The following is a 21,408-nucleotide window of genomic DNA, read 5'->3' as shown; positions in this document are numbered from 1 at the left end:
CTTCTATTCTCAGCCGCAGGTCGGGTTCTGCGGGGTGGGATCATAGCCCGGCATGTCCGGCGGGCCATAGCCCGGGAACTCGATCACCTCGGCCTGATCGGGGCCGGGGCGGTTGCCGAACCAGCGTTCGGAAAGGCGGGCCACCGTGCCGTCGCGCTTCATGCAGACCAGCACATCCTCCACCTGGCGGCGCAGGGCGGTGGCTTCACGCGGGAAGGGGCTGCCCCAATGCAGGCGGGTGCCCGGCAGCACGTAGTCGGCCACATATTGCGGGCTGCGGCTGGCGGTGTAGCGCACCACGGTGTTCCCCGCGAGGTTGGCGCGCGCCCGGCCCTGGATCACGGCCTGGGCCGCGTCGGCCTGGCTGTCGAACACCAGCGGCGTCAGGTTCAGGCGCTCGCGGTTCGCGTTCACCCAGTTCTCGTAGGGCGTGCCCTTGTTGACCGAGACGGTGGCGCCGCGCAGGTCTTCCTCGGTGCGGATGGGCTGGCTGCCGCGGCGGATACCGAATTGCAGCTCCGTCCACAGATAGCCCTCGGTGAACAGCAGCTGTTCCGCGCGTTCGCGCGTGACGGTCACGGGGGCGCAGAGGAAATCGTAGCGCCCGGCGTTCATCGCCGGGATCAGCCCCGCGAAATTCGCGCTGTCCACCACCAGCTCACGGCCCATGCGGCGCGCGACTTCGCGGAACAGGTCGATCTGGAAGCCCTGCACGCCGCCCGACAGGGCGGGGAAGGCGTGGGGGGCGAAGGTGCCGTCCACCGCGCAGCGCAGCGGCGGCTGGGCCGTCTGCGCCTGGACGGGGGGCGAAAGGAAGGGCAGGGCCGAAAGGGCGGCCGCCAGCAGCAGGCGTTTCATGTGTGGCATTCCCCGGGCAAGAACCGAAAGTCAGACGCCGATGATCGGGGAAGGGGGGCCGTGGCGCAATGCCATGAAATGGCCTTTTCCTCGGCGGCTTCCTGCCGCCTCGCCCAGCCATGGTGCAGGGCGAAAGGAAGATTGCCATGTTGCAGCGCATTGGCCTGGCCCTGGTGGGCACGGGCCTGGCCTTGATCCTGATGGTGGTGGCGGTGCTGATGACGGACGGGCTGACCCCCGGCCGGATCGCGCCGCTCTATGCCGCCCTGACGGCGGCGGGCGCGGGGCTGGCCCTGGTGCTGGGGCTGCGGCTGCTGGAACGCGGCCGCGACCAGCACAGCCTGTATTGAGTTAGCGGGCCGCGCGGTCCGGCACGGTCGGCGCGCCCTGGCGGGCGCATTCGGCAGCCAGCTGGTCGCGGCGGAACTGCCGGCCCAGCTGGTCGATCTGGCTGCGCATGCCCGATGCCGCGGCATCCGTGCCCACGCGCACGCCGCGCTCGTCCTCACGCATCAGCTGGCCGCGGTCCTGGCGTTCCAGCACCCGATTCGCTTGCTCCCGGCAGCTGGCCAGATAGGCGCTGCGGTCGCGGTTGGTGCTGCCCACATCGCCGCTGCCGCCGGAGGCCGCGAAATTCGGCCCGGCGCAGGCGGCCAGGGCGACAGGGAGCGTCAGGGCGAGAACGGCACGGATCATCATGCGATCATAGGTGGTGGCGCGGCGCCTGTCGAATGCCCCCGGCACAGAATTACGCGCCGCAACATGACCGCTCTCAGCCTGTGGCACGGATCGAGGCACCCAGCAGCCGCACCAGCCCCGTGGGGCCCAGCGCGTCGCGCATCGCCTCCCGCAGCAGGCGCACGTCGCGGATGCGGCCGAAGCTGGGGCGGTGATACAGTGACAGGGTGCGGCCCGGCTCCTCGCCGCCCTGCAGGCGGCGATAGGCCACCATGTCATCCAGCAGCGCGCCCACCGCCACCGCCAGGCGCGGCATCAGCGAGCAGCCGATGCTGGCCCCCACCATCTGGCGCAGGGTCTCCAGGCTCGAGGCCTGCAGCACGTCGCCCGGGCGGGTGCCGCGGTCGCGGGCGGGGCAGATGCCCAGCACCTGGTCGCGCAGGCAATGCCCGTCATTCAGCAGGATCAGCTCCTGGGCATGGATGTCGGCCAGCGTGACCCTGTCCACCGTGGCCAGCGCGTGGTCGCGCGGCACGGCCAGCACGAAGGTCTCGAAGAAGACCGGCAGCTCCGTCAGGTCCGAATCCTTGACAGGGCCGGAGGCCAGCACGGCATCCAGCTGCCCCTGTTCCAGCTGGGTCAGCAGCTGCCAGGTCAGCCCCTCCGTGATCAGCAGCCGCAGCTTGGGGTAGGCATCGCGCAGCGGCTTCAGCAGCAGCGGCAGCAGATAGGGGCCGAGGGTGGAGATCACCCCCAGGCGGAAATTGCCCGACAGCGGCTCGCCTCCGGCCTGGGCCAGTTCCAGCAGCCGCCGGCTCTCGCCCAGGATGATCCGTGCCTGGGAGACCACCTGCTGGCCGCGTTCGGTCAGCAGCACCTGGCGGGGCGCGCGCTCGAAGATATCGAAGCCGAGCCAGTCCTCCAGCTTGCGTATTTGTGCCGACAGGGTGGGCTGGCTGACCGAGCACGCCTGGGCCGCGCGGCCGAAATGTAGGTTTTCCGCCACCGCGACCACATATTCCAGGTCACGCAGCGACAGGCCGGAGACGTTCATCGTCCAACTCCCAGAAGTACAATGTCGCCGGGGTTGAGGGCGCCGCGCACCTCGATCCCGTCGGGGGTGGCGATGCCGATGGTCACCGGCACCTCCCGCACCGCGCCGCCCTGGCGCAGGCGCACGAAACGCCCCGCCGGGCCCTCCTGCACCGCCTCGGCGGGCAGTACGATCGCGGCGGGGTTGTCGTGGGTGATGATGGACAGGTTGGCGGACATGCCCACCGCCAGGCGCGGCCGCTGCTCGGGGGTGATGCCCTCGATCACCACCGTCACCGCGAAGCTCGGCAGGCCGGAGCGGCTGCCGCCCTCGGAGGAGGCCTGGGCCGCGATGCTGGCCACCCGGCCGCGCAGGGTGAGTTCGCTGAAGGCATCGCCCGTGACCTCCACCGGCTGGTCCAGGCGCAGCTTGGTCACGTCGATCTCATCGACCATGGCGCGCACCTGGAAGGTTTCCAGGTCGCCGATGGTGAACACGGTCTGGCCGCGCTGCACCCGGCTGCCGACCTCCACCGTCTGCGGCCGGCCGCCGCCCGGCGGGTCCGGCGGCAGCAGCACGACGCCGGAGACCGGGGCCGAGACGGCGGCCTGGGCGATATCCTGCTCCAGCTCCCGCACCTTGGTCTCGGCATTGGCCAGTTCGAATTCGGCGATGCGCAGATGTTCGCTGTCGCCCCGGGCCAGGGTGGAATCGAGGTCCTGCCGCGCGGCCTGCATCTGCAACAGCTGGTTGCGCTGCTGCTGCACCAGGTTGCGGTGTTCCTCGGCGGGGATGATGCCGCGCGCCAGCAGCGTGGCCGATTGGCCCACCCGGGTGCGCAGGTCGCCCGCCTCCATTTCCGCGGCGGCCAGCGCGCGGCGGGCGCGCGCGGCCTCGAAGCCATTGGCCCAGCCGCGCAGCTCCTCCACCCGCTGGCGGGCACGGATCTCGGCGCTGCGGGCCTCGCGCAGGCGCACTTCGGTCTCGCCGGTGTCCAGCACCAGCAGGGGCTCGCCGCGCTGCACCGCGCCGCCGTAGCGGAAGCTGCGGCTGCGCACGAGCCCGTCGAAGGGCCCCACCACATTCACCAACTGCCCGGCATCCAGCGCGCCGACCACCGCGATGCGGGAGGTGACGGGGCGCGGCGCCACCACCACGCTGTCGGCCATCATCGCCGGGCCGGAGGACGGGAACAGGTCCACCCCCGTGTTCTTCCAGGCATAGAGCCCGGCGGCCAGGAACAGCAGGAACACGCCGCCGGTGGCCACCGTGCGGGCCATCTGGATGCGCCGGCCGGTGGTGCGCATCTGCTCATGGGCCGCCTCCAACTCCCGGAAGGCGGTTTGCAGTTGGGCGTTCTGCTCGCGCAGCTGGGCGGCCAGGGCCTGCTCGGCCTGGGCCAGGCGTTCCAGCTCCGTCACGTCGGTGAAGCTGGCGGTCAGCACCAGCCGGCCGGCATCGGGGCCCTGGGTCAGCCGGTGGGCGCGGCTGCGCACCGCCAGCCGCCGCGCGCCATAGGCCACGCTGCCGCCCGCCTCGGCCTCGCCGGCCACGGGGGCCAGCACGGCATCCAGGAAAGCATCGCCGCTGCCATCCTCGGGCAGCAGCGCGTGCAGGCTGGCGCCGATGGCCTCGGCGGGTTCCAGCCCCAGCAGCCGCGCGCCGGCCGGGTTCAGGGTGCGGATGCGCCCATCGGCGCTGACCGTCAGCACCCCGTCCGCCAGGCCCTCCAGCGTCGCGTGGTCCAGCGCCTGCCTCTCGGTGGCGGCGGTCAGTTCCGGTTGAGGCTGATCTGCCATGTCTCCAGCGTGGTGCCGAGCACCTGATCGAGCGAAGTGAGCGCGTTCTGATAGGCGATGACGGCCGAGAGTTCCTGGCTCTCGGCCTGTTGCAGCGAGGTCTGGAACGACACCACCTGGAAGTTGGAGGACCGCCCGGCCTGCAGCTTGATCAGCTCCGCCTGCAATTGCTGCCGGGCCAGTTCGCGGGCGCGGCGGGCGAGTTCGGCCTGGCGGCGCTGGGCCTCCACGCCGCGCGCCGCGTCCTCCACCTGCTGGCGCACCCGGGCGCGGGCGGCGTCGGCGGCGATCTGGCTCTGGCGCAGGGCGATGGTGGCGTTCACCTCCGCCTGTTCGCGCGTCAGGGTGCCGATGGGGATGTTCACCACCAGCCCCACATTGAAATCCGACCGCACCCGGCCGAGCGCCGCCACCGTGTCCAGATAGCCCGCGCGGCTGGCCTGGGGCCCGGCGCCCGCCAGCAGCGAGACATCCCACAGCCGCTGGTTGCGCGCGACATCGAGGTTGATGCGCCCGATCTCGATCGCCAGCAGGGATTGCAGGAAGCTCGGTTGCTGATCGAGCGCCACGGCCAGGGCGCGTTCGGTCGTGACCTCCACGCTGGGGGCGGCCGGGCGTTCCACCGCCCAGACACGGCTCGACTGGTCCACGCCCATCAGCGTCAGCAGCGCCAGGCGCGCGCTCTCCCGCCCGTTGCGGGCGGAGACAACGCCGAGTTCCTGCTGGGCGATCGCGGCCTCGGACTGCACCAGCTCCACCTGCGCCAGGCGGCCGGCCGCGATCAGGGCGCGGTTCACCTCCAGCAATTCGCGGGCGCGCAGCAGCGCCTCATCGGCGATGCGCAGCTGTTCCTGGCCCTGCACCAGCGCGCGATAGGCCTGGATGATGCCGGTGATCTGGTCGATCACGCTGCCCTTCAGGCGCAGCTGGTTGTTGCGTTCCTGGATGCGGGCGATGCGGATGGGCGCCATGGCGTAGTCGATGCCGCCCCCCGCCAGCAGCGGCTGCACCACCTGGAAGGAGAGCTGGGAGAAGCTGCTGTCGGGCTGCCCCCGGGTCGAGACATTGTTGTTCGCCCAGCCGAAGGTGAAGCGCGCGCCGGTCGGCACATCCCAGGTCACGACCGGGCCCACGGTGGTGGCGCGGCTGGTGACACCCGCCGTGCGGGCGTAGCTGGTGTTGATCCCCACATCCAGCCGGGGGGTGAAGGCGCGCTCGGCCACGCGCAGGGAGAACCGGTCGGCGATGCGCTGCTGGAACTCGCTGCGGATGGCCCGGTTGTCCCGCAGGCCCAGATAGACGGCCTCCACCAGCGTCAGCGGCACATGGCCGGCGGGGATGGCGGAGCGCGGGGCGGCGGAAGCGGTGGGGGCGGCACGCTCCCCCCGGCGCTGCTGCGCCATGGCGGGGGGTGCCGCCATCAGCAGCGCCGCCAGCGTTCCCGCGGTCATGACACGCCAGTGCTTCACAATTCCGTTCCCAGGCCTGTTTCCCATTGTCATCAGCAAGCGTGGCCGCACAAGCGCCGATGGCCTATCGTCGCGGCATGTCCCGCTCTATCGCGCTGATTTCCGTCTGCTGTGCCATCCTGGCGGGATGCGGCACGCCCGCCGAGCTGCGCGCCCCGGTGGGCAGCGCCACCATGCCGGAGCCCGCCTCGCTGGCCGCCGGCGCCCCCCTGCCGGCCCCGGGGCTGGAGGTGGTGCGCCTGACCGGCGGGCCAGCCATCGCCATGCCGCCCGTCAGCGAGACGGCCCCCGCTATTCCGTCCGCAACGCCACGATCGGATCGAGGCGCGACGCCATGACCGCCGGGTAGAAGCCGAAGAACACCCCCACCGCCACCGACACCCCGGCGCCGACCGGGATCGCCTCCGGCGACAGGGAGAAGGCCCAGCCGGACATCCGCGCGAAGGCCAGCGCCCCCGCCACCCCCAGCCCGATGCCCAGCACGCCGCCCAGCACCGACAGGGTCGCGGCCTCGGCCAGGAACAGGGTGCTGATATCGCGCCGCCGCGCGCCGATCGCCAGCCGCAGCCCGATCTCCCGCCGGCGTTCCTGGATGGAGACGAGCATGATGTTCATCACCCCCACCCCGCCCAGCACCAGCGCGATGCTGCCCACCGCCCCCAGCAGCAGGGTGAACAGCCGCATCTGCCCCTGCATGCCCGCGATCAGCGCCCGCGCGCTCTGCACCTGCACCGACTGCTCGCGCATCGCGGGGGCGAGGGCCGCGCGGATGCGCTCGGCCGCGGCGTCGGCATCGGCCTCCGGCGCCAGCCGCGCCACCGCCCAGGACAATTGCGGCGAGGATATCACCCGCCGCGCATTGGCCAGCGAGAAGAACAGCGCCTGGTTGGCGTCGGCCGGCATCATCGGGCTTTGCAGGCTTTCGGCCAGCACGCCGATCACGGTGAACACATACCGCCCCACCCGGATCTGCGAGCCCACCCGCACCCGGGCATAGGGGGTGGACAACTCCCGCGCCATGCCCGCGCCCAGCACCACGAAGGGTTCGAACCGGTCATGCCGGCTCAGGAACCGCCCCTCCGCCAGGGTGAGCCGCGCCACCGCCGCGAACTGCTCCGTCACGCCCAGGAAGGTGCCGGAGCGCACCTGCCCCTCATGCCCCGCATTGCCGCCGCCCAGGATGAAAGGTGCGATCTGGCGCACCTCCGGCAGGGTCCGCGGCAATTCCTCCAGCACCGCCTGGGGCAGGGTGCCGAGGCCGTTCGCGCTCTCGGCGCGCAGCAGCAGGGTGTCGGTGCCCATCTGGCGGAACTGGCGCAGCGTCTCATTCCGCGCGATGCCGCCCACGGCCAGCATGGCGATCACCGCGCCCGCCCCCACCATGATGCCCACCAGCGCCAGAATCGAGCGCTGGCGCGAGGCCAGCAGATTGCCCACCGCCTCCAGCATCACCTGTTTCAGCATGGCGCCGGCACCCGCGCGCTGTCATGCGCCAGGGCCCCGCCCTCCAGCACCAGCCGCCGGCGGCATTGCGCCGCTACGCCCGGGTCATGGGTGATGATCAGCACCAGCACGCCCAGCGCGGCATTCATCTCCAGGAACAGATCCATGATCTCCTGGCTCGTCGTGGGGTCCAGCGCACCCGTGGGCTCATCGGCCAGCAGCACCGCCGGCTCGCCCACCAGGGCCCTGGCGATCGCCACCCGCTGCCGTTGCCCGCCCGACAACTGCGGCGGGAAATGCTCCGTGCGGTGGGACAGGCCCACCCGCTCCAGCATCTCGCACGCGCGGCGCCGGGCCTCACCCTCCGCCACGCCGCGATACATCAACGGCAACGCCACATTCCGCCAGGCATTCAGCCGCGGCAGCAACAGATAGGACTGGAACACGAACCCGATCAGCCGGTTCCGCAGGCCCGACAACGCATCCGGCCGGGCCGCCAGGACATCCTCGCCCCTGATCCGGTACGCCCCCTCGCTCGGCCGGTCCAGCAAGCCGATGATGTTCATCAGCGTCGTCTTGCCGGAGCCCGAACCACCCATGATCGAGGCCATCTCGCCCGCCGCCAGCGTCAACGAAATGCCCCTCAGCACCTGCGTCTCCGCCGGGCCCACCCGGAAACTGCGCGAAATCGCCTCAAGCTCCAGCATGACACCAGGGTAGGGCCCGGCCCCCAGTGCCGCAACGGGGCGCGTGAGGGAGGCACTGGGCGGGGAAGGCGGCGTGCGAGAGGGGCTTTGCCCCCCTCGCGCTCCCCCCACCAAAGGCCGAAAGGCCCTTGGAACCCAATTATTTGGAAGTTGAGAGAGGGGGCTCCAAGCGCGCTTCGGGCTGGGAGGCCAGTCGCGCCCCCTCTCCCAACTTCCAAACTAAACTGATGGGGTCCAGGGGCCTTTCGGCTCCCCGGGGTGCGGGGCTTCGCCCCGCGGCTTTGGGCGGGAGAGCACGAGAGGGCAGAGCCCTCTCGTAGACCACCTCCCCGCTCAGCACCCCCTCACACGTCCCGCCGCGTCACAGGGTCCAGGCCGGGCCCAGGGGTTTCTTGCCGGCGCCTTGGGGGCTTTCGCGCACGAAGTTGGGCCAGGCGAGGCCGGTGATGCGGGGCCGCAGGTCGCGCAGCAGGGTGAGGGCTTGGTCGTCGGGCACGGCGAAGTGGGCGGTGCCGGGGGCGGGGTCCAGCGCGTGCAGGTAGTAGGGTTTGATGCGGTGGCGCAGCATGGTGCGGAACAGGGTTTCCAGGGCTTCCACGCTGTCGTTGACCCTGGCGAGCAGGACGGACTGGCCGAGCAGGGTCACGCCCTGGTCCGAGAGGGCGCGCAGGGCCGTGGTGGCTTCGAGGCCGAATTCCTGGGCGTGGTTGGCGTGGACGCAGAGGTAGAGGGGTTTGTCGCGCCGCAGCGTGGCGAGCATGGCCGGGTTCAGGCGCGCGGGGTCGGCCACGGGCACGCGGGTGTGGATGCGCAGCAGCTCGATATGGGGCAGGGCTTCCAGCCGGTCGAGCATGTGGCCCAGGCGGCGGGGCGAGAGCATGAGCGGGTCGCCGCCTGTGAGGATGGCCTCGCGGATGTCGGTGTTTTCGGCGAACCAGGCCAGGGCGGCTTCGAGTTCCGCCTCGGTCAGCAGGCCGCCATCGGGGCCGACATGTTCGCGGCGGAAGCAGAAGCGGCAATAGACCGGGCAGGCGAGCAGCGGCTTCAGCAGGGCGCGGTCCGGATAGCGGCGGACGACGCCCTTGATGGGGGTGAAGGGCGCGTCGGCGGTGGGGTCGTCCAGCTCGTGGGGGTGGGTGGTCAGTTCGGCGGCGCTGGGGATGTACTGGCGGGCGACCGGGTCATCGGGGGTGGCGATGCGCGCCTGCACGGCGGGGGTGACGGAGATGGCGTAGCGGGCCGAGAGCGCGTGCAGATCGGGCAGGGCCTCGGGGCTGACGAGGCCCTGGGCCAGCAGGTCATCGGGCGTGCGCAGGGTGCGGGACATGGTGTGGGGGCGTTACTCGCGCTAAGCGCTGGGGGCAATGGCGAACCCGAAGACATCCCCCGATTGGCACCCCGAGCGCCTGGCCGCGCGGCTGCCGTTTTTGCGCGCGCGGGCGGCGCTGAGCATGGCCACGCGGGCCTTCTTCCACGGCCGCGGCTATATGGAGGTGGAAACGCCCGCCCTGGTGCCGAGCCCGGGGGCGGAGGTGCATCTGATGGCCTTCGAGAGCCGCTACATCCCGCATCTGGGCCAGGGGCGGGAGCGGCGGCTGTTCCTGCGCACCAGCCCGGAGCTGGCGATCAAGCGGCTGCTGGCCGGCGGGGCGGGGCCGGTGTTCGAGCTGGCGCGGGTGTGGCGCAATGGAGAGGCGAGCGACCGCCATGCCCCCGAATTCACCATGCTGGAATGGTACCGGCCCGGCGCCCCGATGGCGGGGCTGATGGAGGAGACGGAGGCCTTCCTGCGCGCCGTCTGGCCCGGCTGCCCGGCGGCGCCCTTTGCGCGGCTGACGATGGCCGAGGCTTTCGCGCGGCATGTCGATGGGCTGGATATCCTGGCCACCATCCGCCCGGATGGCAGCGGGGACGCGGTGGCGTTGATCGAAGCCGCCCGGGCGCGCGGCCTGCCGGGCCCGGCGGACGAGGATTGGGAGAGCGCCTTCTTCCGCCTGTTGCTGGAGCGGATCGACCCGGCCCTGGGCGCGCACCCCACCTTCCTGACGCATTGGCCCGCGCCGCAGGCGGCGCTCGCCCGGCGTGACGCGGCGGACCCGCGCGCGGCGTTGCGGTTCGAGCTGTATGTGGACGGGCTGGAACTGGCCAATGCCTTCGAGGAACTGACCGACCCCGCCGAGCAGCGCCGGCGCCTGGTGGCCGACATGGCCGAGCGCGAGCGCCAGCACGGCCCCGCCGCCGCCTGGCCGGTGGATGAGGATTTCCTGGCCGCGCTGGAGCACGGCATGCCGCCGACCTCTGGCATCGCCATGGGGTTCGACCGGCTGGCGATGCTGGTCAGCGGCGCGCCGCGCATCGGCGACGTGCAGTGGCTGCCCTGGAGCGGTTAGGGCGTCTTGAAGAAGGCGGCGGCGGCGGCCAGCGAGCCCTTGCGGGCGATCATGGCGGCCTCCGCGCGGGTGATTTCGGCCTTCAGCGCCGCCAGGTGCTGCTCGAAATCCGCCATCGACCAGCCATCGTAGGTCCTGGGGGCCAGCGGGGCGTCGGGCTTCTGGCGAGGTTCGTCTTCCATGAATATTGTCTCCCGGTCCGAGATTCCACGGTCGCCTGGCTTTGACCACGGGCGCAACCATGAGTATAGCGTGCGCAGCGGTGGCGAAGTCTTCGCCTCCCCCCGTGTTCCCGCGTGCCGGCACGGGCCGCAGATTTCCTGCGCGGCGTCCGGCGCGCCGCTCAGGATGGATCGGTTCCCAATGGCTCAAGTGTTGATGCCGAAAGCCACCGCGGTGTGGCTGATCGAGAAGACCTCTCTGACCTTTGAGCAGGTGGCGGATTTCGTGGGCATGCACCCGCTGGAAGTCCAGGCCATTGCCGATGGCGAGGTGGCGCAGGGCATTGTGGGCTTCGACCCCGTCGCCTCCGGTCAGCTGACGCGCGAGGAAATCGAGCGCTGCGAGAAGGACTCGAACCGGCGTCTGGTGATGTCCCGCCCCTCGATCGAGCTGCCGAAGCCGAAGGGGAAGGGCGCGCGCTACACCCCGGTGTCCAAGCGCAACGACCGCCCGGACGGCATCGTGTGGCTGCTGCGCCATTACCCGCAGCTGTCCGACACCCAGCTGGGTAAGCTGCTGGGCACCACCAAGGACACCATCCAGAAGGTGCGCGACAAGACCCACTGGAACAGCGCGAACATCAAGCCGCGTGACCCCGTGATCCTGGGCCTGTGCACGCAGCAGCAGTTGAACAACGCGCTGCTGGAAGCGGGCGAGAAGCCCGGCGCCATCCCGCCCCCGGCCCCCGTGCCGGATGGCGAGGAGGAGGCGTAAGCCACCCCACCAGGCCGGCGCCCGCGAGGACGCCGGTTTTTTTCTTGACCGATGAGTGAATGTAATTCACTTATACATTGATGCAGCCCCTCCTCTCCGCCTCCCCCCTCGTCCAGATCCATGCCTTCGGCGCCATGGCCGCGCTGTTGCTGGGCGCCTGGCAGCTCGCCGCCCCGAAATACGGCCTGTCCCACCGTGCGCGCGGCTGGGCCTGGGTGGGGCTGATGGCGCTGGTCGCCCTCAGCAGCTTCGGCGTGCGCACCCATGGCGGGTTTTCCTGGATCCATATCCTATCGGTGCTGGTGCTGGCGCAGCTGCCCATCGCGGTGCTGCATATCCGCCGGGCCAGGGTGGGGCAGGGCAGGGCGCGGACGCATGCGCGCGCCATGGTGGGGCTGTTCGTCTTCGCGCTGATCGTGACCGGCGCCTTCACCCTGCTGCCCGGGCGGATCATGCATCAGGTGGTCTTCGGCGGGTAAGACTTGCTTCATTTTCTTGCATAGGTTGTGATGGCGCGGCCCGCCAAAACCGCTGGAAGCGCCATGACCCGTCACGCCAGACCCGCCAGACACGAGCCAGGCCCCGGTTTCGCGGATGCCTCTGGCCAATTGGCGCTGGAGACGGAGGCCCTGTTCTCCGTCCCGGAGGCCGAGCCGCCCCCGGGCCATCTCGGCCACCGCGCCCGCATGCGCCAGCGCCTGCTGACCGCTGGCCCAGACGCGCTGCTGGACCATGAGATGCTGGAGATGGTGCTGTTTCTGGCCCTGCCGCGCCGCGACACCAAGCCCATCGCGCGCGCCCTGCTGGCGCGATTCGGCGACTATCCCTCCGCCATCGCGGCCCCGGTGGAGGCCCTGCGCCAGGTCGAGGGGCTGGGCGAGGCCGGGGCCGCCGCGCTGAAGCTGGTGCATGGCGCGGCGCTGCGCCTGTCCACCGCCGGGGTGAAGCAGATGCAGGTGCTGAACAACTGGCAGCGCCTGATGGACCACCTGACCGCCGAGCTGGCGCGCGAGCCCATCGAACAGTTCCGCGTGATCTTCCTGGACAGCAAGAACCGCCTGATCGCCGATGAGGCCCAGGCGCGCGGCACCGTGAACCACACCCCGGTCTATCCGCGCGAAGTGGTGAAGCGCGCGCTGGAACTGAACGCCACCGCCTTGATTCTGGTGCACAATCACCCCTCGGGCGACCCCACCCCCAGCCGCGCCGACATCGAGATGACCGCGGATGTGCGCAACGCCGCCGACGCGCTGGGCATCGCGCTGCATGACCATGTGATCGTCGGCCGGGGCACCGTGCTCTCTTTCCGGCGCGAAGGTCTGATGTAACTCTGGGGGCATGAACGCAGCCAACCCCAATTCCGGCGAGGACGCCCGTCGCGTCCAGCGCCCTTCCAACGACCCCTTCCTGTTCCGCCCGCTGACCCTGCGTGGCGTCACGGCGCGCAACCGCATCATGCTGGCGCCGCTGTGCGAGTATTCCGCGACCGATGGCGTGGCCAATGACTGGCACCTGGTGCATCTGGGCGCGCGCGCCATCGGCGGCGCCGGCATCATCTGCACCGAGGCCACCCATGTCTCGCCCGAGGGCCGGATCACCCCGCATTGCCTGGGCCTGTGGAACGCGGCCCAGCGCGACGCCCTGGCCCGCGTCGTCGATTTCATCGTGGCCCATGGCGCCACGCCCGCCATCCAGATCTCCCATGCCGGGCGCAAGGCCTCCGTCGCGCGCCCGTGGGAGGGCGGCGGCCCGCTGAGCCCGGAGCAGGGCGGCTGGCAGACATTCGGCCCCTCCGCCCGGCCCTTCACCCAGGCCTATCCCACCCCCCAGGCGATGACCAAGGCCGATATCGCGCGCGTCACGGCCGATTTCGCCCATTCCGCCCGGCTGGCCCTGCAGGCCGGCTTCCAGATCGCGGAGCTGCACGGCGCCCATGGCTACCTGCTGCACCAGTTCCTCTCACCCCTGGTGAATGAGCGCGAGGACGAATACGGCGGCAGCCTGGAAAACCGCGCCCGCTTCCTGCTGGAGGTGGTGGCCGCCGTCCGCGCCGAATGGCCGAAGCACCTGCCGCTGTTCGTCCGCCTCTCCTGCACCGATTGGGTGGAGGGCGGGCTCAGCGCCGATGAGACGGTCGAGGTCTGCCGCATGCTGGCCGCGACCGGCGATGTGGACCTGATCGACGCCAGCAGCGGCGGCGCAGACCCGCGCCAGAAGATCCGCCCCTCGCCCGGCTACCAGGTGCCCTTCGCCGAGCGCATCCGCCGCGAGGCGGGGATCGCCACCGGCGCCGTGGGCATGATCAACACCCCCGACCTGGCCGAGGAGATCCTGGCCAATGGCCGCGCGGACCTGATCATCATGGGCCGCAAGCTGATGGCGGACCCGCATTGGCCGCTGAAGGCCGCGGCCGCCCTGCATGTGGCCGGCGCCTGGGTGCCGCAATACGAACGGGCGGCGCCCATGGTGTGAGGGCGCGGGGCCCTTCGCCTATCGGCGCCATTCAGGCCATCAATTGGTCGTGCCCGGCGGCCCGGTGTAGCTGCTGGGCATGGAACACGATCACCCCGCCCAGAACCGCCGTCTGCACCTGCTGGCCGCTCTGGCGGTGATGGCGCTGGTGCTGGCCTATGCTTTCTTCTGAGGCGGGGCGTCAGCCCCGCATCGCGGCCGCATAGGCATCCAGCACCTGGGCGGCGTCATAGCCCTTCCGCGCCGCGAATTCCCCCCGCAGCCCCAGCGCCGCCGAGGCCCGTAGCCGCGCGGCGGTGGCCGTGGTCATCAGGGGCTCCACCCCCATCTCCCGCAGGCCATCGGCCACGCCCTCCATCTCCACGGCGCGGCGTTCGGCGTGCAGCACGTCGGTGCGCACGCACATGTCCAGGAAGCCGCTGAAACTGGTGGCGTCCATCGGCTCGCAGATACCGCGCAGCGCCTCCGGGCGCACGCCGGCCAGGGTGGCGGCGGTCAGGGCCTCCATCACCAGCGCCTCGATGCCTTTGGTGACGACGCTGCGCAGCAGCTTCACGGCGGCGGCGGTGCCGGGCAGGGGGCCCGCATCCTCGATGGTGAAGCCGAGCGGGGTGAAGACCCGCAGGAAGCGCGCCATGCCGTCGCCGGAGGCATAGAGCGGCACGCGGGCGCCATACAGGCTGACCGCGCCCATCAGGTTCGCATCCACGAAGGCCGCGCCGCGCGCCGTGACGGCCTGTGCCACCGCCAGCTTGGCGCGCGGGGTGGAGGCATTGATGTCCACCACCAGCATGCCCGGCCGGGCCAGGGCGGCGATAGCCTGGCCCACCTGGGCCGCCGTGGCGACCACCACGGCGGAGAACACGATATCCGCCCGGGCCATCAGCGCCCGCAGGCTGTCCATGGGTTCCGCGCCCAGGCTGGCGGCCTTGGCGCGGAAGGCGTCGCTGTAGGGCGGGTGGTTGGTGGGGCCGTCACAGTACACCGGCATGGGCGGCTGGCCCTGGGTGGCCAGATGGGCGGCGAAGCATTGCGCGGCCTCTCCGAAACCCACGAAACCGATCACGGGGGTGGTCATGGCTGGGGGCCTCTCCGGTGGGGAGCGGGAATGGTGAACCGGTTCATCAGGCCGCGCAAGCGCGATCAGCGCGCCGGCAGCACGCGCCCCAGCACCACCACCAGCACCGGCGCCGTCCAGGCCACCAGGATGCTCAGCAGCGCCAGCCATTCCATGCCCCACAGCCCGCCGCCCGGGGCCTCCCGCAGGACCAGCGTCGAGAAGCCCGCGCCCAGCGCCTGGGCCAGGCTGGTGCAGGCCGCCACCAGGCATTGATAGGTGATGCGCTCGGCGGGGCTGGCCACGCGGGTCGCGCTGCCCTGCGCCACGGTGCTGCGTGCCAGTTGCACCGCCAGCACCATGCCCAGCACCGGCACCACCAGCGCCTGCGGCAGCCGCGCCAGGAAGGCCGCGCCGATCACCAGCGTGATCGCGGTGCCCACGCACAGGGAAGCGGGCAGGGGGCCGATGCGGTCCATCGCCCAGCCGGTCAGCCGGGTGGTCAGCAGGGCCAGGCCGCCGCCGATCAGGAAGATCAGCCGCAGCCCGCTCTCACTGACGCCGGCATTGCCCAGCGCGAAGGCGCTGATATTGGGTGAGATCAGCAGCGTGGCGAAGGACGCGCCCGCGATCAGCCCCAGCCCGGTCAGGCTTTCGGGGCGCAGCAGCAGGCGCAGCAGGGCCTGCGGCGTCACGCGCGGCAGGATGGCGGGCTGGCTGCCCGGCGGCGGCGCCAGCATGCGCCAGGCCGGCGGCACCAGCGCCAGGCACCCCGCGCCCAGCGCCAGGAAGGGCGTGCGCCACCCGCCCAGATGGCCGCTGAGGAACAGCGCGAAAGGCAGCCCCAGCACCAGCGCCAGCCCGTAGGAGCCGGTGACGGTGCTGACCGCGCGGTTGCGCCGTTCCTCCGGCACCGCATCCACGATGATGGTCAGCACGGCGGCCATCAGCGGCCCGGCGCACAGCCCGGCCAGCACCCGCGCCCCCAGCATGGTCACGAAATCCGGCGCGGCGCCGGTGGCCAGCATGAACAGCCCCAGCCCGCCGAGCGAGCCCACCAGCGACGCCCGCCTGCTGAACCGCGACAGGAACAGCGCCCCGATCAGCCCACCCACCCCGGCCGAGGCGGTGAACACGCTGCTGGTCAGCGCCGCCCATTCCAGCGGCACGCCCAGGTCCCGCGCCACGAAAGGCCCCAGCGGGAAGACGATGGTGGCCCCCATCGCGCTGACGAAGGCGATCGCCCCCAGCAGCGCCACCCGGCCGAAGCCTGTCTGGTGAATTGTAACGGTACCGCTTCCAGCAGAAGTCATCGTTTGATATGAAACGTTTCACCGGCGCCACGTCAATCGTCAGAATAGGCGCCGGAATGGGGTGGGAGGCGAGTTTGCCGGAACGGGTGAAGATCCGCGATGTGGCGCGCGCGGCCGGGGTGGCCGTGGGCACCGTCTCTCGCGTGCTCAACGACCATCCGACCGTGACGGAGCCGGTGCGTAGCCGCGTGCGCGCCGCCATCGCCGAGATGGGCTATGAGCGCGACAGCGTGGCCCAGAGCATGCGCGGCGGCAGCACCCACCTGGTGGCCTGCGCCATCCGCGACTTCGACATCCCCCGCTTCGCGCTGTTCATCAAGGAAGCCGAGCGCGTGCTGCGGGAGGCCGGCTACACCCTGCTGCTGTCCAGCACCACCAACAGCCCGGAGGTGGAGATGGCGCTGCTGCGCGCCTGCGCCGCGCGCCGGGTGGATGGGGTGATGACCACCATCAGCGACGAGAGCCACCCGGGCGTGATCGACGCGCTGCATGCCGCCCCCATGCCCGTGCTGCTGATCGACCGCGACCACCTGCCGGAGCTGGACCGGGTCACGGCCGACCACGCCGCGGGGGCGGAGGCCGCCACGCGCCACCTGCTGCAACTGGGTCACCGCCGCATCGCCCTGCTGGTGGGCGATACCAAGGCCGCGCCCTCTCGCAGCAGGGTGGAGGGGTTCCGCCGCGCCCTGGCGCCGGCCGTGCCCGACGCGCATCTGTTGCGCGACCGCGTGCTGACCTCCGAGGATGCCTTCCGGGAGACGATGGCGCTGATGAGCCTGGCGGAACCGCCCACCGCCATCTTCGTGGCGGCGATGGACATGCTGGGCGGCTGCCTGCGCGCGCTGCGGGCGCTGGGCCTGCGGGTGGGGGAGGACGTGTCGCTGGTCTCGGGCAGCGATTCGGAACTGGCGGAACTGTATGCCCCGCCCGTGACCGCTATCGCGTGGGATCTGGCCGAGATGGGCCGCCACGCCGCCACCATGCTGCTGGAACGCATGCGTGGCGAGGCGCCGGACACCGGGCGCGCGCTGAAACTGCCGACCACGCTGGTGGTGCGGCAATCCTGCCGGGCTATCCCTTAGTCATCCTGGGCACTGCAGTGCACAGCACCGCCTCCGCCTGTTCCGCGCCCAGCGCGCCGGCGCGTTCCAGCGAGGCCAGCCCATGCGACAGCGCCCACACCGCGACGGCGGCGGTGCGCTGCTGGCCCTCGGGCATATGGGCCATCAGCCGGGCGAAGCCGCCATGCCCTGCGGGGGCGCCGCTGGCCAGGCTGCCGGGCTGGAACATGGCCGCGTACCAGCCCGGTTCCTCCCGCGCGAAGGCCAGATAGGCCTGGCCCATCGCCTGGAAATCCCGCGCGGCGGACAGGCGCTCGCCCAGCGCGGCATAGCCTTCGGCCGCGAGTTCGGCCATCAGCGCGGCCCGGCTCTCGAAATGCTTGTAGGGGGCGGAGGCCGAGACCCCGCAGGCGCGGGCGGCATCCAGCAGGCTGAAGGCGCCCGGGCCCTGTTCGGCCGTCAGCCGGCGCGCCGCGTCCAGCAGGGCGCGGCGCAGGTCACCGTGATGATAGGCCGCGCGGGCGATCGCTCAGCGCCACGTATAGGGGGGCTTGTGATAGCCGGCGGGGGAGTAGGTGAAGACCTCGCACCCCGTCTCGGTCACGCCGATCATGTGCTCGAACTGCGCCGACAGGCTGCGGTCGCGCGTCACGGCGGTCCAGCCATCGTCCAGCACCTTCACCTCCGGGCGGCCGGCATTGATCATCGGCTCGATGGTGAAGAACATGCCGGGCTTCAGCACCACGCCCTCACCGGGGCGGCCGAAATGCAGCACGTTGGGCGAGGCATGGAAGGTGCGCCCGATGCCATGGCCGCAGAAATCCCGCACCACCGAGAAGCGGAAGCTCTCGGCATAGCTCTGGATGGCGTGGCCCACATCGCCCAGCGTGGCGCCGGGCTTCACGGCGGCGATGCCACGCATCAGGCATTCATAGGTCACGTCCATCAGGCGCTGCGCCTTGGTGCTGACGTGGCCGGCCGTGTACATGCGGCTGGTGTCGCCGAACCAGCCATCCAGGATGACGGTGACGTCGATGTTCAGGATGTCGCCGTCCATCAGCACGCGGTCGCCCGGGATGCCGTGGCAGACCACATGGTTGATGCTGATGCAGCTGGCCTTGGTGTAGCCGCGATAGCCGATGGTGGCGGAGGTCGCGCCCTTGGCCAGGATGAATTCCAGGATCAGGTCGTCCAGATGGCCGGTGGTCACGCCGGGGCGCACATGCGGGCCGATCATGTCGAGGCATTCCGCGGCCAGCTGGCCGGCGCGGCGCATGCCCTCGAAATCCTGGGGCGCGTGAAGGGGGATGCGGCGGGATTCGCCTGCGCTTCTGTCCATGGCCGCAAAAATGCGTCCGGCGGGGCGCGGGTGCAAGCGGCGTGATGCGCTTTGGCGGCAGGGCTGGCATGGCGGTGTCCGGGGGCAGGGCCCCCGGAGCACCTATCAGGCCCGGATCAGCGGGCAGCCGCCCTCGGCGATCGGGCGGAACGCTTCCTCGGTGCCGACGGTCGAGACCAGCTTGTAGAAATCCCACGGCCCCCGGCTTTCGGCCGGCGACTTCACCTCGAACAGGTAGGCGGGGTGGATCTTGCGGTTGTCCTCGCGGATGCGGCCCGGGCCGAAGGCGTCGTCGTCGGTGGGCATGCGCTTCATCACCTCCAGCACCGCCATGCCGCTGGATTTGGCCTGCGCCACGCCCACCTGCTCCACGGCCTTGAGGTAGTGCACCACGCAGGAATAGGTGCCGGCGTGTTCCTGGCTGGGCATGTTGTCGGGGGTGCGGCGGAAGATGCGTTGCGCGAGGCCCCGGGTGCGGTCGTTCAGGTCGTGGTAGAAGACCTCGGACAGCAGCATGCCCTGGGCGGCCTCCAGCCCGATGCCGCGCACGTCCTGCACGAACATGATCATGCCGGCCAGCTTCTGGCCGCGCCGGGTCAGGCCGAATTCATGGGCCTGCTTCACGCAGGTCACGGTATCGGCGGCGGCCATGCCCAGGCCCACCACCTTCGCGCGGCTGGCCTGGGCCTGCAGCAGGAAGGAGGAGAAGTCGGAGGTGCCGGGGAAGGGGAAGCGCGCCGTGCCCAGCACCCGCCCGCCCGCGCGCTGCACGAAGCTGCTGGTGTCGCGTTCCAGCTGGTGGCCGAAGGCATAGTCGGCGGTCAGGAAGTACCAGCTGTCGCCGCCCGCCCGCACCGTGGCGCCGCCCACCACATTGGCGAACATCCAGGTATCATAGGTCCAGTGGACGGTGTGGGTGCTGCACTGCGCGCCCGTCAGCGCCGAACTCGCCGCGCCGGAGGAGAGCTGGAGCTTGTCCTTCTCCTTCACCAGGTTCGCCACCGCGAGTGCCACGGCGGAGTTGTTGGTTTCGCAGATCATGTCCACGCCGTCCTGGTCGATCCAGCGCCGGGCGAGGGCGAGGGCGGCATCGGGGCGGTTCTGGTGGTCGCCCTGCAGCACCTCCACGCGGATGCCGCGGGCGGCCAGGCCCATATCCTCCACCGCCTGCTGGGCGGCGGCCAGGCTGGTGGGACCGGAAGTGGAGCGGTAGGGCCCCGAGAAATCGGCCAGCACGCCGATCTTGATGACCTGATTCTGGGCGCGGCCCGGGGTGGCGGATGTGGCGAAGACGCCGGCGGCGCCGCCCATGGCGGCGCGTCGGGTGAAAAGGCTCATGGACGTTTCCCTTTGCGGGTTTGGCAATGCCGCGCAGCGTGGCAGCCGCGCGGCATCCATGCAAGCGTTGGCCCAACCGGTGGGCCGGTCAGACGCGCCAGAACGGCTTTTCCGCCTCGCGCCGGACTTGCTGGCGCGTCAGGCCCATGTCGCGCAGGTCGCGCTCCGTCATCTCCTCCAGCAGGCGGCGATCCCGCCAGCGCTCATAGGCATCCAGCAGCCAGGACAGCGCGGCCTTCATGGTCCTCCGCTCCCTTGGCCGGGGGCGCGGCGCGGGGCCGGATTGCGGTGCGGGGGCAGGCGGATGCGGGTGGGGGTGATGCGATGGGTCATGGCGTTTGCCTTCCGGTTACAGGAGGGCGGGAGCCTGACGTTTCGTGCCGCACCGCAACAGCAAGGGCTGGTCATGCGGCATGAGGGGGACTCATGGCGCAGCCCCGCGTCAGTAACGTGACAGTCATGCTGACATTCTCGTGGCGCAACGGCGCCATCCTTTGCTGCCATCGGGGCCGGAGAGAGCCATGTCACACACCCTGCCACCCCTGGCCCCGCTGCGCCTGTTCGAGGCCGCGGGCCGCCTGGGCGGCTTCACCGCCGCCGCCGCCGAGCTGGGCGTCACCCCCAGCGCCGTCAGCCATGCCGTGCGCACGCTGGAGGATGTGCTGGGTGTGGCCCTGTTCCGCCGCGACCCGCGCGGCCTGACCCTGACCCCGGCCGGGGAGAACCTGCTGCTGGAGGCGACGGCGGCGTTCGAGGGCATTTCCCGCGCCATGGGGCGGCTGAAGGGGGCGAAGGCGGCGGGCATCTCCATCTCGGTCTCGCCCAGCTTCGCCACGCGCTGGCTGATGCCGCGCCTGTCCGCGCTGCGCCGCCACCATCCGGGCCTGGCCCTGCGCATCAGCACGGAGCGCGAATGGGTGACGCCGGGCGATGGCCGCTTCGATGCCGCCATCCGGCTGGCCCAGGCGCCCAGCGGCCCCGGCGAATGGCGCCACCTGGCCGATGAGCGGGTGGTGCCGGTGGCGGCGCCCCGCTACGCCTCCACCCCATTGCCGGAGCTGCTGGGCCGGCTGCCCGCCATCCATGACACCGCCACCGACACCGGCTGGGATGCCTGGGCGGGCTGGCATGGCATGCCGGCCCCCGATCCCTCACGCGGGTTGGGTTTCGACATGACGCATATGGCGCTGGATGCGGCCGCCGCCGGGCTGGGCGTGGCGCTGGCGCGGCTGCCGGTCGCCGATGACGACCTGGCGCGCGGCACGCTGGTGGCGGTGGGGCCTGAGATGGGGGCGGGCACGGCCTATTGGCTGGTCAGCCGCCCGGGCCTGAGCCGCCAGACCGACGGCCGCCTGTTCACGGATTGGCTGGCGGCCAGCCTGGCGGCTTAGCAGGCTGATGAAATTCGTAGCCCGAATTTCCCGTCCATGATTCGCTGTTGGCGCAGTCGGACGGGGTGAGAATGCGCGGCAGCGACGCGGTGGCTGGTTCCTTGTTCAGCTATGTTGACCTTGA

24 protein-coding genes and 1 pseudogene are annotated in these 21,408 nt (G+C 71.2%); 9 read left to right on the top strand and 16 right to left on the bottom strand.

Annotated elements, in window-relative coordinates; translation table 11 throughout:
• Positions 1-9 precede the first annotated feature (9 nt).
• The gene (locus GT007_RS17560) at positions 10-858 is read right to left on the bottom strand and encodes a transporter substrate-binding domain-containing protein (protein WP_160122962.1); all 849 of its coding nucleotides are present in this window, start codon (positions 856-858) and stop codon (positions 10-12) included.
• A gap of 146 nt (positions 859-1,004) precedes the next feature.
• Between GT007_RS17560 and GT007_RS17555 the strand changes: the two genes are divergently transcribed.
• Entirely contained in the window at positions 1,005-1,208 is a 204-nt protein-coding gene (locus GT007_RS17555; RefSeq protein ID WP_160122961.1) for a hypothetical protein, read from the top strand.
• Position 1,209: 1 nt separating this feature from the next.
• Here GT007_RS17555 and GT007_RS17550 read toward each other — a convergent pair whose 3' ends face one another.
• The 4 genes from GT007_RS17550 to GT007_RS17535 all read right to left on the bottom strand — a co-directional run bounded on the left by GT007_RS17550 (position 1,210) and on the right by GT007_RS17535 (position 5,819).
• Positions 1,210-1,554: a hypothetical protein gene (locus tag GT007_RS17550; protein WP_160122960.1), complete on the bottom strand. Its 345-nt coding sequence runs from the start codon at positions 1,552-1,554 to the stop codon at positions 1,210-1,212.
• A 76-nt stretch (positions 1,555-1,630) separates the two neighbouring features.
• A complete protein-coding gene (locus GT007_RS17545; protein ID WP_160122959.1) occupies positions 1,631-2,590 on the bottom strand; it encodes a LysR substrate-binding domain-containing protein in 960 nt (319 codons plus the stop codon).
• Positions 2,587-4,368, bottom strand: a complete 1,782-nt coding sequence (locus tag GT007_RS17540; RefSeq protein WP_160122958.1) for an HlyD family efflux transporter periplasmic adaptor subunit — start codon at positions 4,366-4,368, stop codon at positions 2,587-2,589. Before GT007_RS17540 ends, GT007_RS17545 begins: the two co-directional genes overlap by 4 nt.
• Positions 4,341-5,819, bottom strand: coding sequence for a TolC family protein (locus GT007_RS17535; RefSeq protein ID WP_160122957.1), 1,479 nt, complete (start codon positions 5,817-5,819; stop codon positions 4,341-4,343). Before GT007_RS17535 ends, GT007_RS17540 begins: the two co-directional genes overlap by 28 nt.
• A 95-nt stretch (positions 5,820-5,914) precedes the next feature.
• On the opposite strand from GT007_RS17535, the gene GT007_RS17530 reads away from it, so the two are divergent.
• The gene (locus GT007_RS17530) at positions 5,915-6,175 is read left to right on the top strand and encodes a hypothetical protein (protein ID WP_160122956.1); all 261 of its coding nucleotides are present in this window, start codon (positions 5,915-5,917) and stop codon (positions 6,173-6,175) included.
• Here GT007_RS17530 and GT007_RS17525 read toward each other — a convergent pair.
• The 3 genes from GT007_RS17525 to GT007_RS17515 all read right to left on the bottom strand — a co-directional run bounded on the left by GT007_RS17525 (position 6,129) and on the right by GT007_RS17515 (position 9,314).
• Entirely contained in the window at positions 6,129-7,301 is a 1,173-nt protein-coding gene (locus tag GT007_RS17525) for an ABC transporter permease (RefSeq protein WP_160122955.1), read from the bottom strand. The two genes, GT007_RS17530 and GT007_RS17525, sit on opposite strands and share 47 nt — an antisense overlap.
• Positions 7,295-7,987 carry an ABC transporter ATP-binding protein gene (locus GT007_RS17520; protein WP_160122954.1) on the bottom strand — a complete coding sequence of 231 codons (693 nt, stop codon included), beginning with the start codon at positions 7,985-7,987 and terminating at the stop codon, positions 7,295-7,297. The genes GT007_RS17525 and GT007_RS17520 overlap by 7 nt, the downstream gene beginning before the upstream one ends.
• Before the next feature lie 361 nt (positions 7,988-8,348).
• Positions 8,349-9,314 carry a lysine-2,3-aminomutase-like protein gene (locus GT007_RS17515; RefSeq protein ID WP_160122953.1) on the bottom strand — a complete coding sequence of 322 codons (966 nt, stop codon included), beginning with the start codon at positions 9,312-9,314 and terminating at the stop codon, positions 8,349-8,351.
• A gap of 37 nt (positions 9,315-9,351) precedes the next feature.
• On the opposite strand from GT007_RS17515, the gene epmA reads away from it, so the two are divergent.
• Complete coding sequence (epmA, locus tag GT007_RS17510) at positions 9,352-10,377, top strand: EF-P lysine aminoacylase EpmA (protein ID WP_160122952.1); 1,026 nt, start codon at positions 9,352-9,354, stop codon at positions 10,375-10,377.
• Here epmA and GT007_RS17505 read toward each other — a convergent pair.
• Positions 10,374-10,559 carry a DUF1192 domain-containing protein gene (locus GT007_RS17505; RefSeq protein ID WP_160122951.1) on the bottom strand — a complete coding sequence of 62 codons (186 nt, stop codon included), beginning with the start codon at positions 10,557-10,559 and terminating at the stop codon, positions 10,374-10,376. The genes epmA and GT007_RS17505 overlap by 4 nt on opposite strands.
• 181 nt (positions 10,560-10,740) lie before the next feature.
• On the opposite strand from GT007_RS17505, the gene GT007_RS17500 reads away from it, so the two are divergent.
• The 4 genes from GT007_RS17500 to GT007_RS17485 all read left to right on the top strand — a co-directional run bounded on the left by GT007_RS17500 (position 10,741) and on the right by GT007_RS17485 (position 13,785).
• A complete protein-coding gene (locus GT007_RS17500; RefSeq protein ID WP_160122950.1) occupies positions 10,741-11,313 on the top strand; it encodes a DUF1013 domain-containing protein in 573 nt (190 codons plus the stop codon).
• A gap of 80 nt (positions 11,314-11,393) precedes the next feature.
• Positions 11,394-11,792: a DUF2306 domain-containing protein gene (locus tag GT007_RS17495; RefSeq protein WP_160122949.1), complete on the top strand. Its 399-nt coding sequence runs from the start codon at positions 11,394-11,396 to the stop codon at positions 11,790-11,792.
• 63 nt (positions 11,793-11,855) lie between these two features.
• Positions 11,856-12,641, top strand: coding sequence for a RadC family protein (radC, locus tag GT007_RS17490; protein WP_160122948.1), 786 nt, complete (start codon positions 11,856-11,858; stop codon positions 12,639-12,641).
• Positions 12,642-12,651: 10 nt separating this feature from the next.
• Positions 12,652-13,785, top strand: coding sequence for an NADH:flavin oxidoreductase/NADH oxidase (locus GT007_RS17485; protein ID WP_160122947.1), 1,134 nt, complete (start codon positions 12,652-12,654; stop codon positions 13,783-13,785).
• A 181-nt stretch (positions 13,786-13,966) separates the two neighbouring features.
• Here GT007_RS17485 and GT007_RS17480 read toward each other — a convergent pair whose 3' ends face one another.
• Entirely contained in the window at positions 13,967-14,863 is an 897-nt protein-coding gene (locus GT007_RS17480; protein WP_160122946.1) for an NAD(P)-dependent oxidoreductase, read from the bottom strand.
• Between the two features lie 65 nt (positions 14,864-14,928).
• On the bottom strand, positions 14,929-16,155 hold the full coding sequence (locus GT007_RS22840; protein ID WP_160122945.1) for an MFS transporter: 1,227 nt from the start codon (positions 16,153-16,155) through the stop codon (positions 14,929-14,931).
• An 86-nt stretch (positions 16,156-16,241) separates the two neighbouring features.
• Between GT007_RS22840 and GT007_RS17470 the strand changes: the two genes are divergently transcribed.
• Positions 16,242-17,237 (top strand): LacI family DNA-binding transcriptional regulator, encoded by a 996-nt coding sequence (locus GT007_RS17470; protein WP_201451968.1) that lies wholly within the window; start codon positions 16,242-16,244, stop codon positions 17,235-17,237.
• On the opposite strand, the gene GT007_RS17465 is transcribed toward GT007_RS17470, so the two are convergent.
• From GT007_RS17465 to GT007_RS17450, 5 genes and pseudogenes are all read right to left on the bottom strand, one after another.
• The gene (locus GT007_RS17465) at positions 17,227-17,571 is read right to left on the bottom strand and encodes a TetR-like C-terminal domain-containing protein (RefSeq protein WP_160122943.1); all 345 of its coding nucleotides are present in this window, start codon (positions 17,569-17,571) and stop codon (positions 17,227-17,229) included. The genes GT007_RS17470 and GT007_RS17465 overlap by 11 nt on opposite strands.
• Positions 17,572-17,697: pseudogene (locus GT007_RS22970) on the bottom strand (helix-turn-helix domain-containing protein); the annotation flags it as partial.
• 48 nt (positions 17,698-17,745) lie between these two features.
• On the bottom strand, positions 17,746-18,555 hold the full coding sequence (gene map / locus GT007_RS17460) for a type I methionyl aminopeptidase (protein WP_160122942.1): 810 nt from the start codon (positions 18,553-18,555) through the stop codon (positions 17,746-17,748).
• 105 nt (positions 18,556-18,660) lie between these two features.
• The gene (locus tag GT007_RS17455; protein ID WP_160122941.1) at positions 18,661-19,893 is read right to left on the bottom strand and encodes an ABC transporter substrate-binding protein; all 1,233 of its coding nucleotides are present in this window, start codon (positions 19,891-19,893) and stop codon (positions 18,661-18,663) included.
• A gap of 88 nt (positions 19,894-19,981) precedes the next feature.
• Positions 19,982-20,134: a DUF1127 domain-containing protein gene (locus tag GT007_RS17450; RefSeq protein WP_160122940.1), complete on the bottom strand. Its 153-nt coding sequence runs from the start codon at positions 20,132-20,134 to the stop codon at positions 19,982-19,984.
• Positions 20,135-20,414: 280 nt separating this feature from the next.
• On the opposite strand from GT007_RS17450, the gene GT007_RS17445 reads away from it, so the two are divergent.
• Positions 20,415-21,284 carry a LysR substrate-binding domain-containing protein gene (locus GT007_RS17445; RefSeq protein WP_160122939.1) on the top strand — a complete coding sequence of 290 codons (870 nt, stop codon included), beginning with the start codon at positions 20,415-20,417 and terminating at the stop codon, positions 21,282-21,284.
• Positions 21,285-21,408: the final 124 nt, after the last annotated feature.

This window comes from Rhodovarius lipocyclicus (genome assembly GCF_009900765.1).
GTDB lineage: Bacteria > Pseudomonadota > Alphaproteobacteria > Acetobacterales > Acetobacteraceae > Rhodovarius > Rhodovarius lipocyclicus.
Note: the sequence above shows the minus strand (reverse complement) of the source record. Positions and strands in the feature narration are given on the sequence as shown.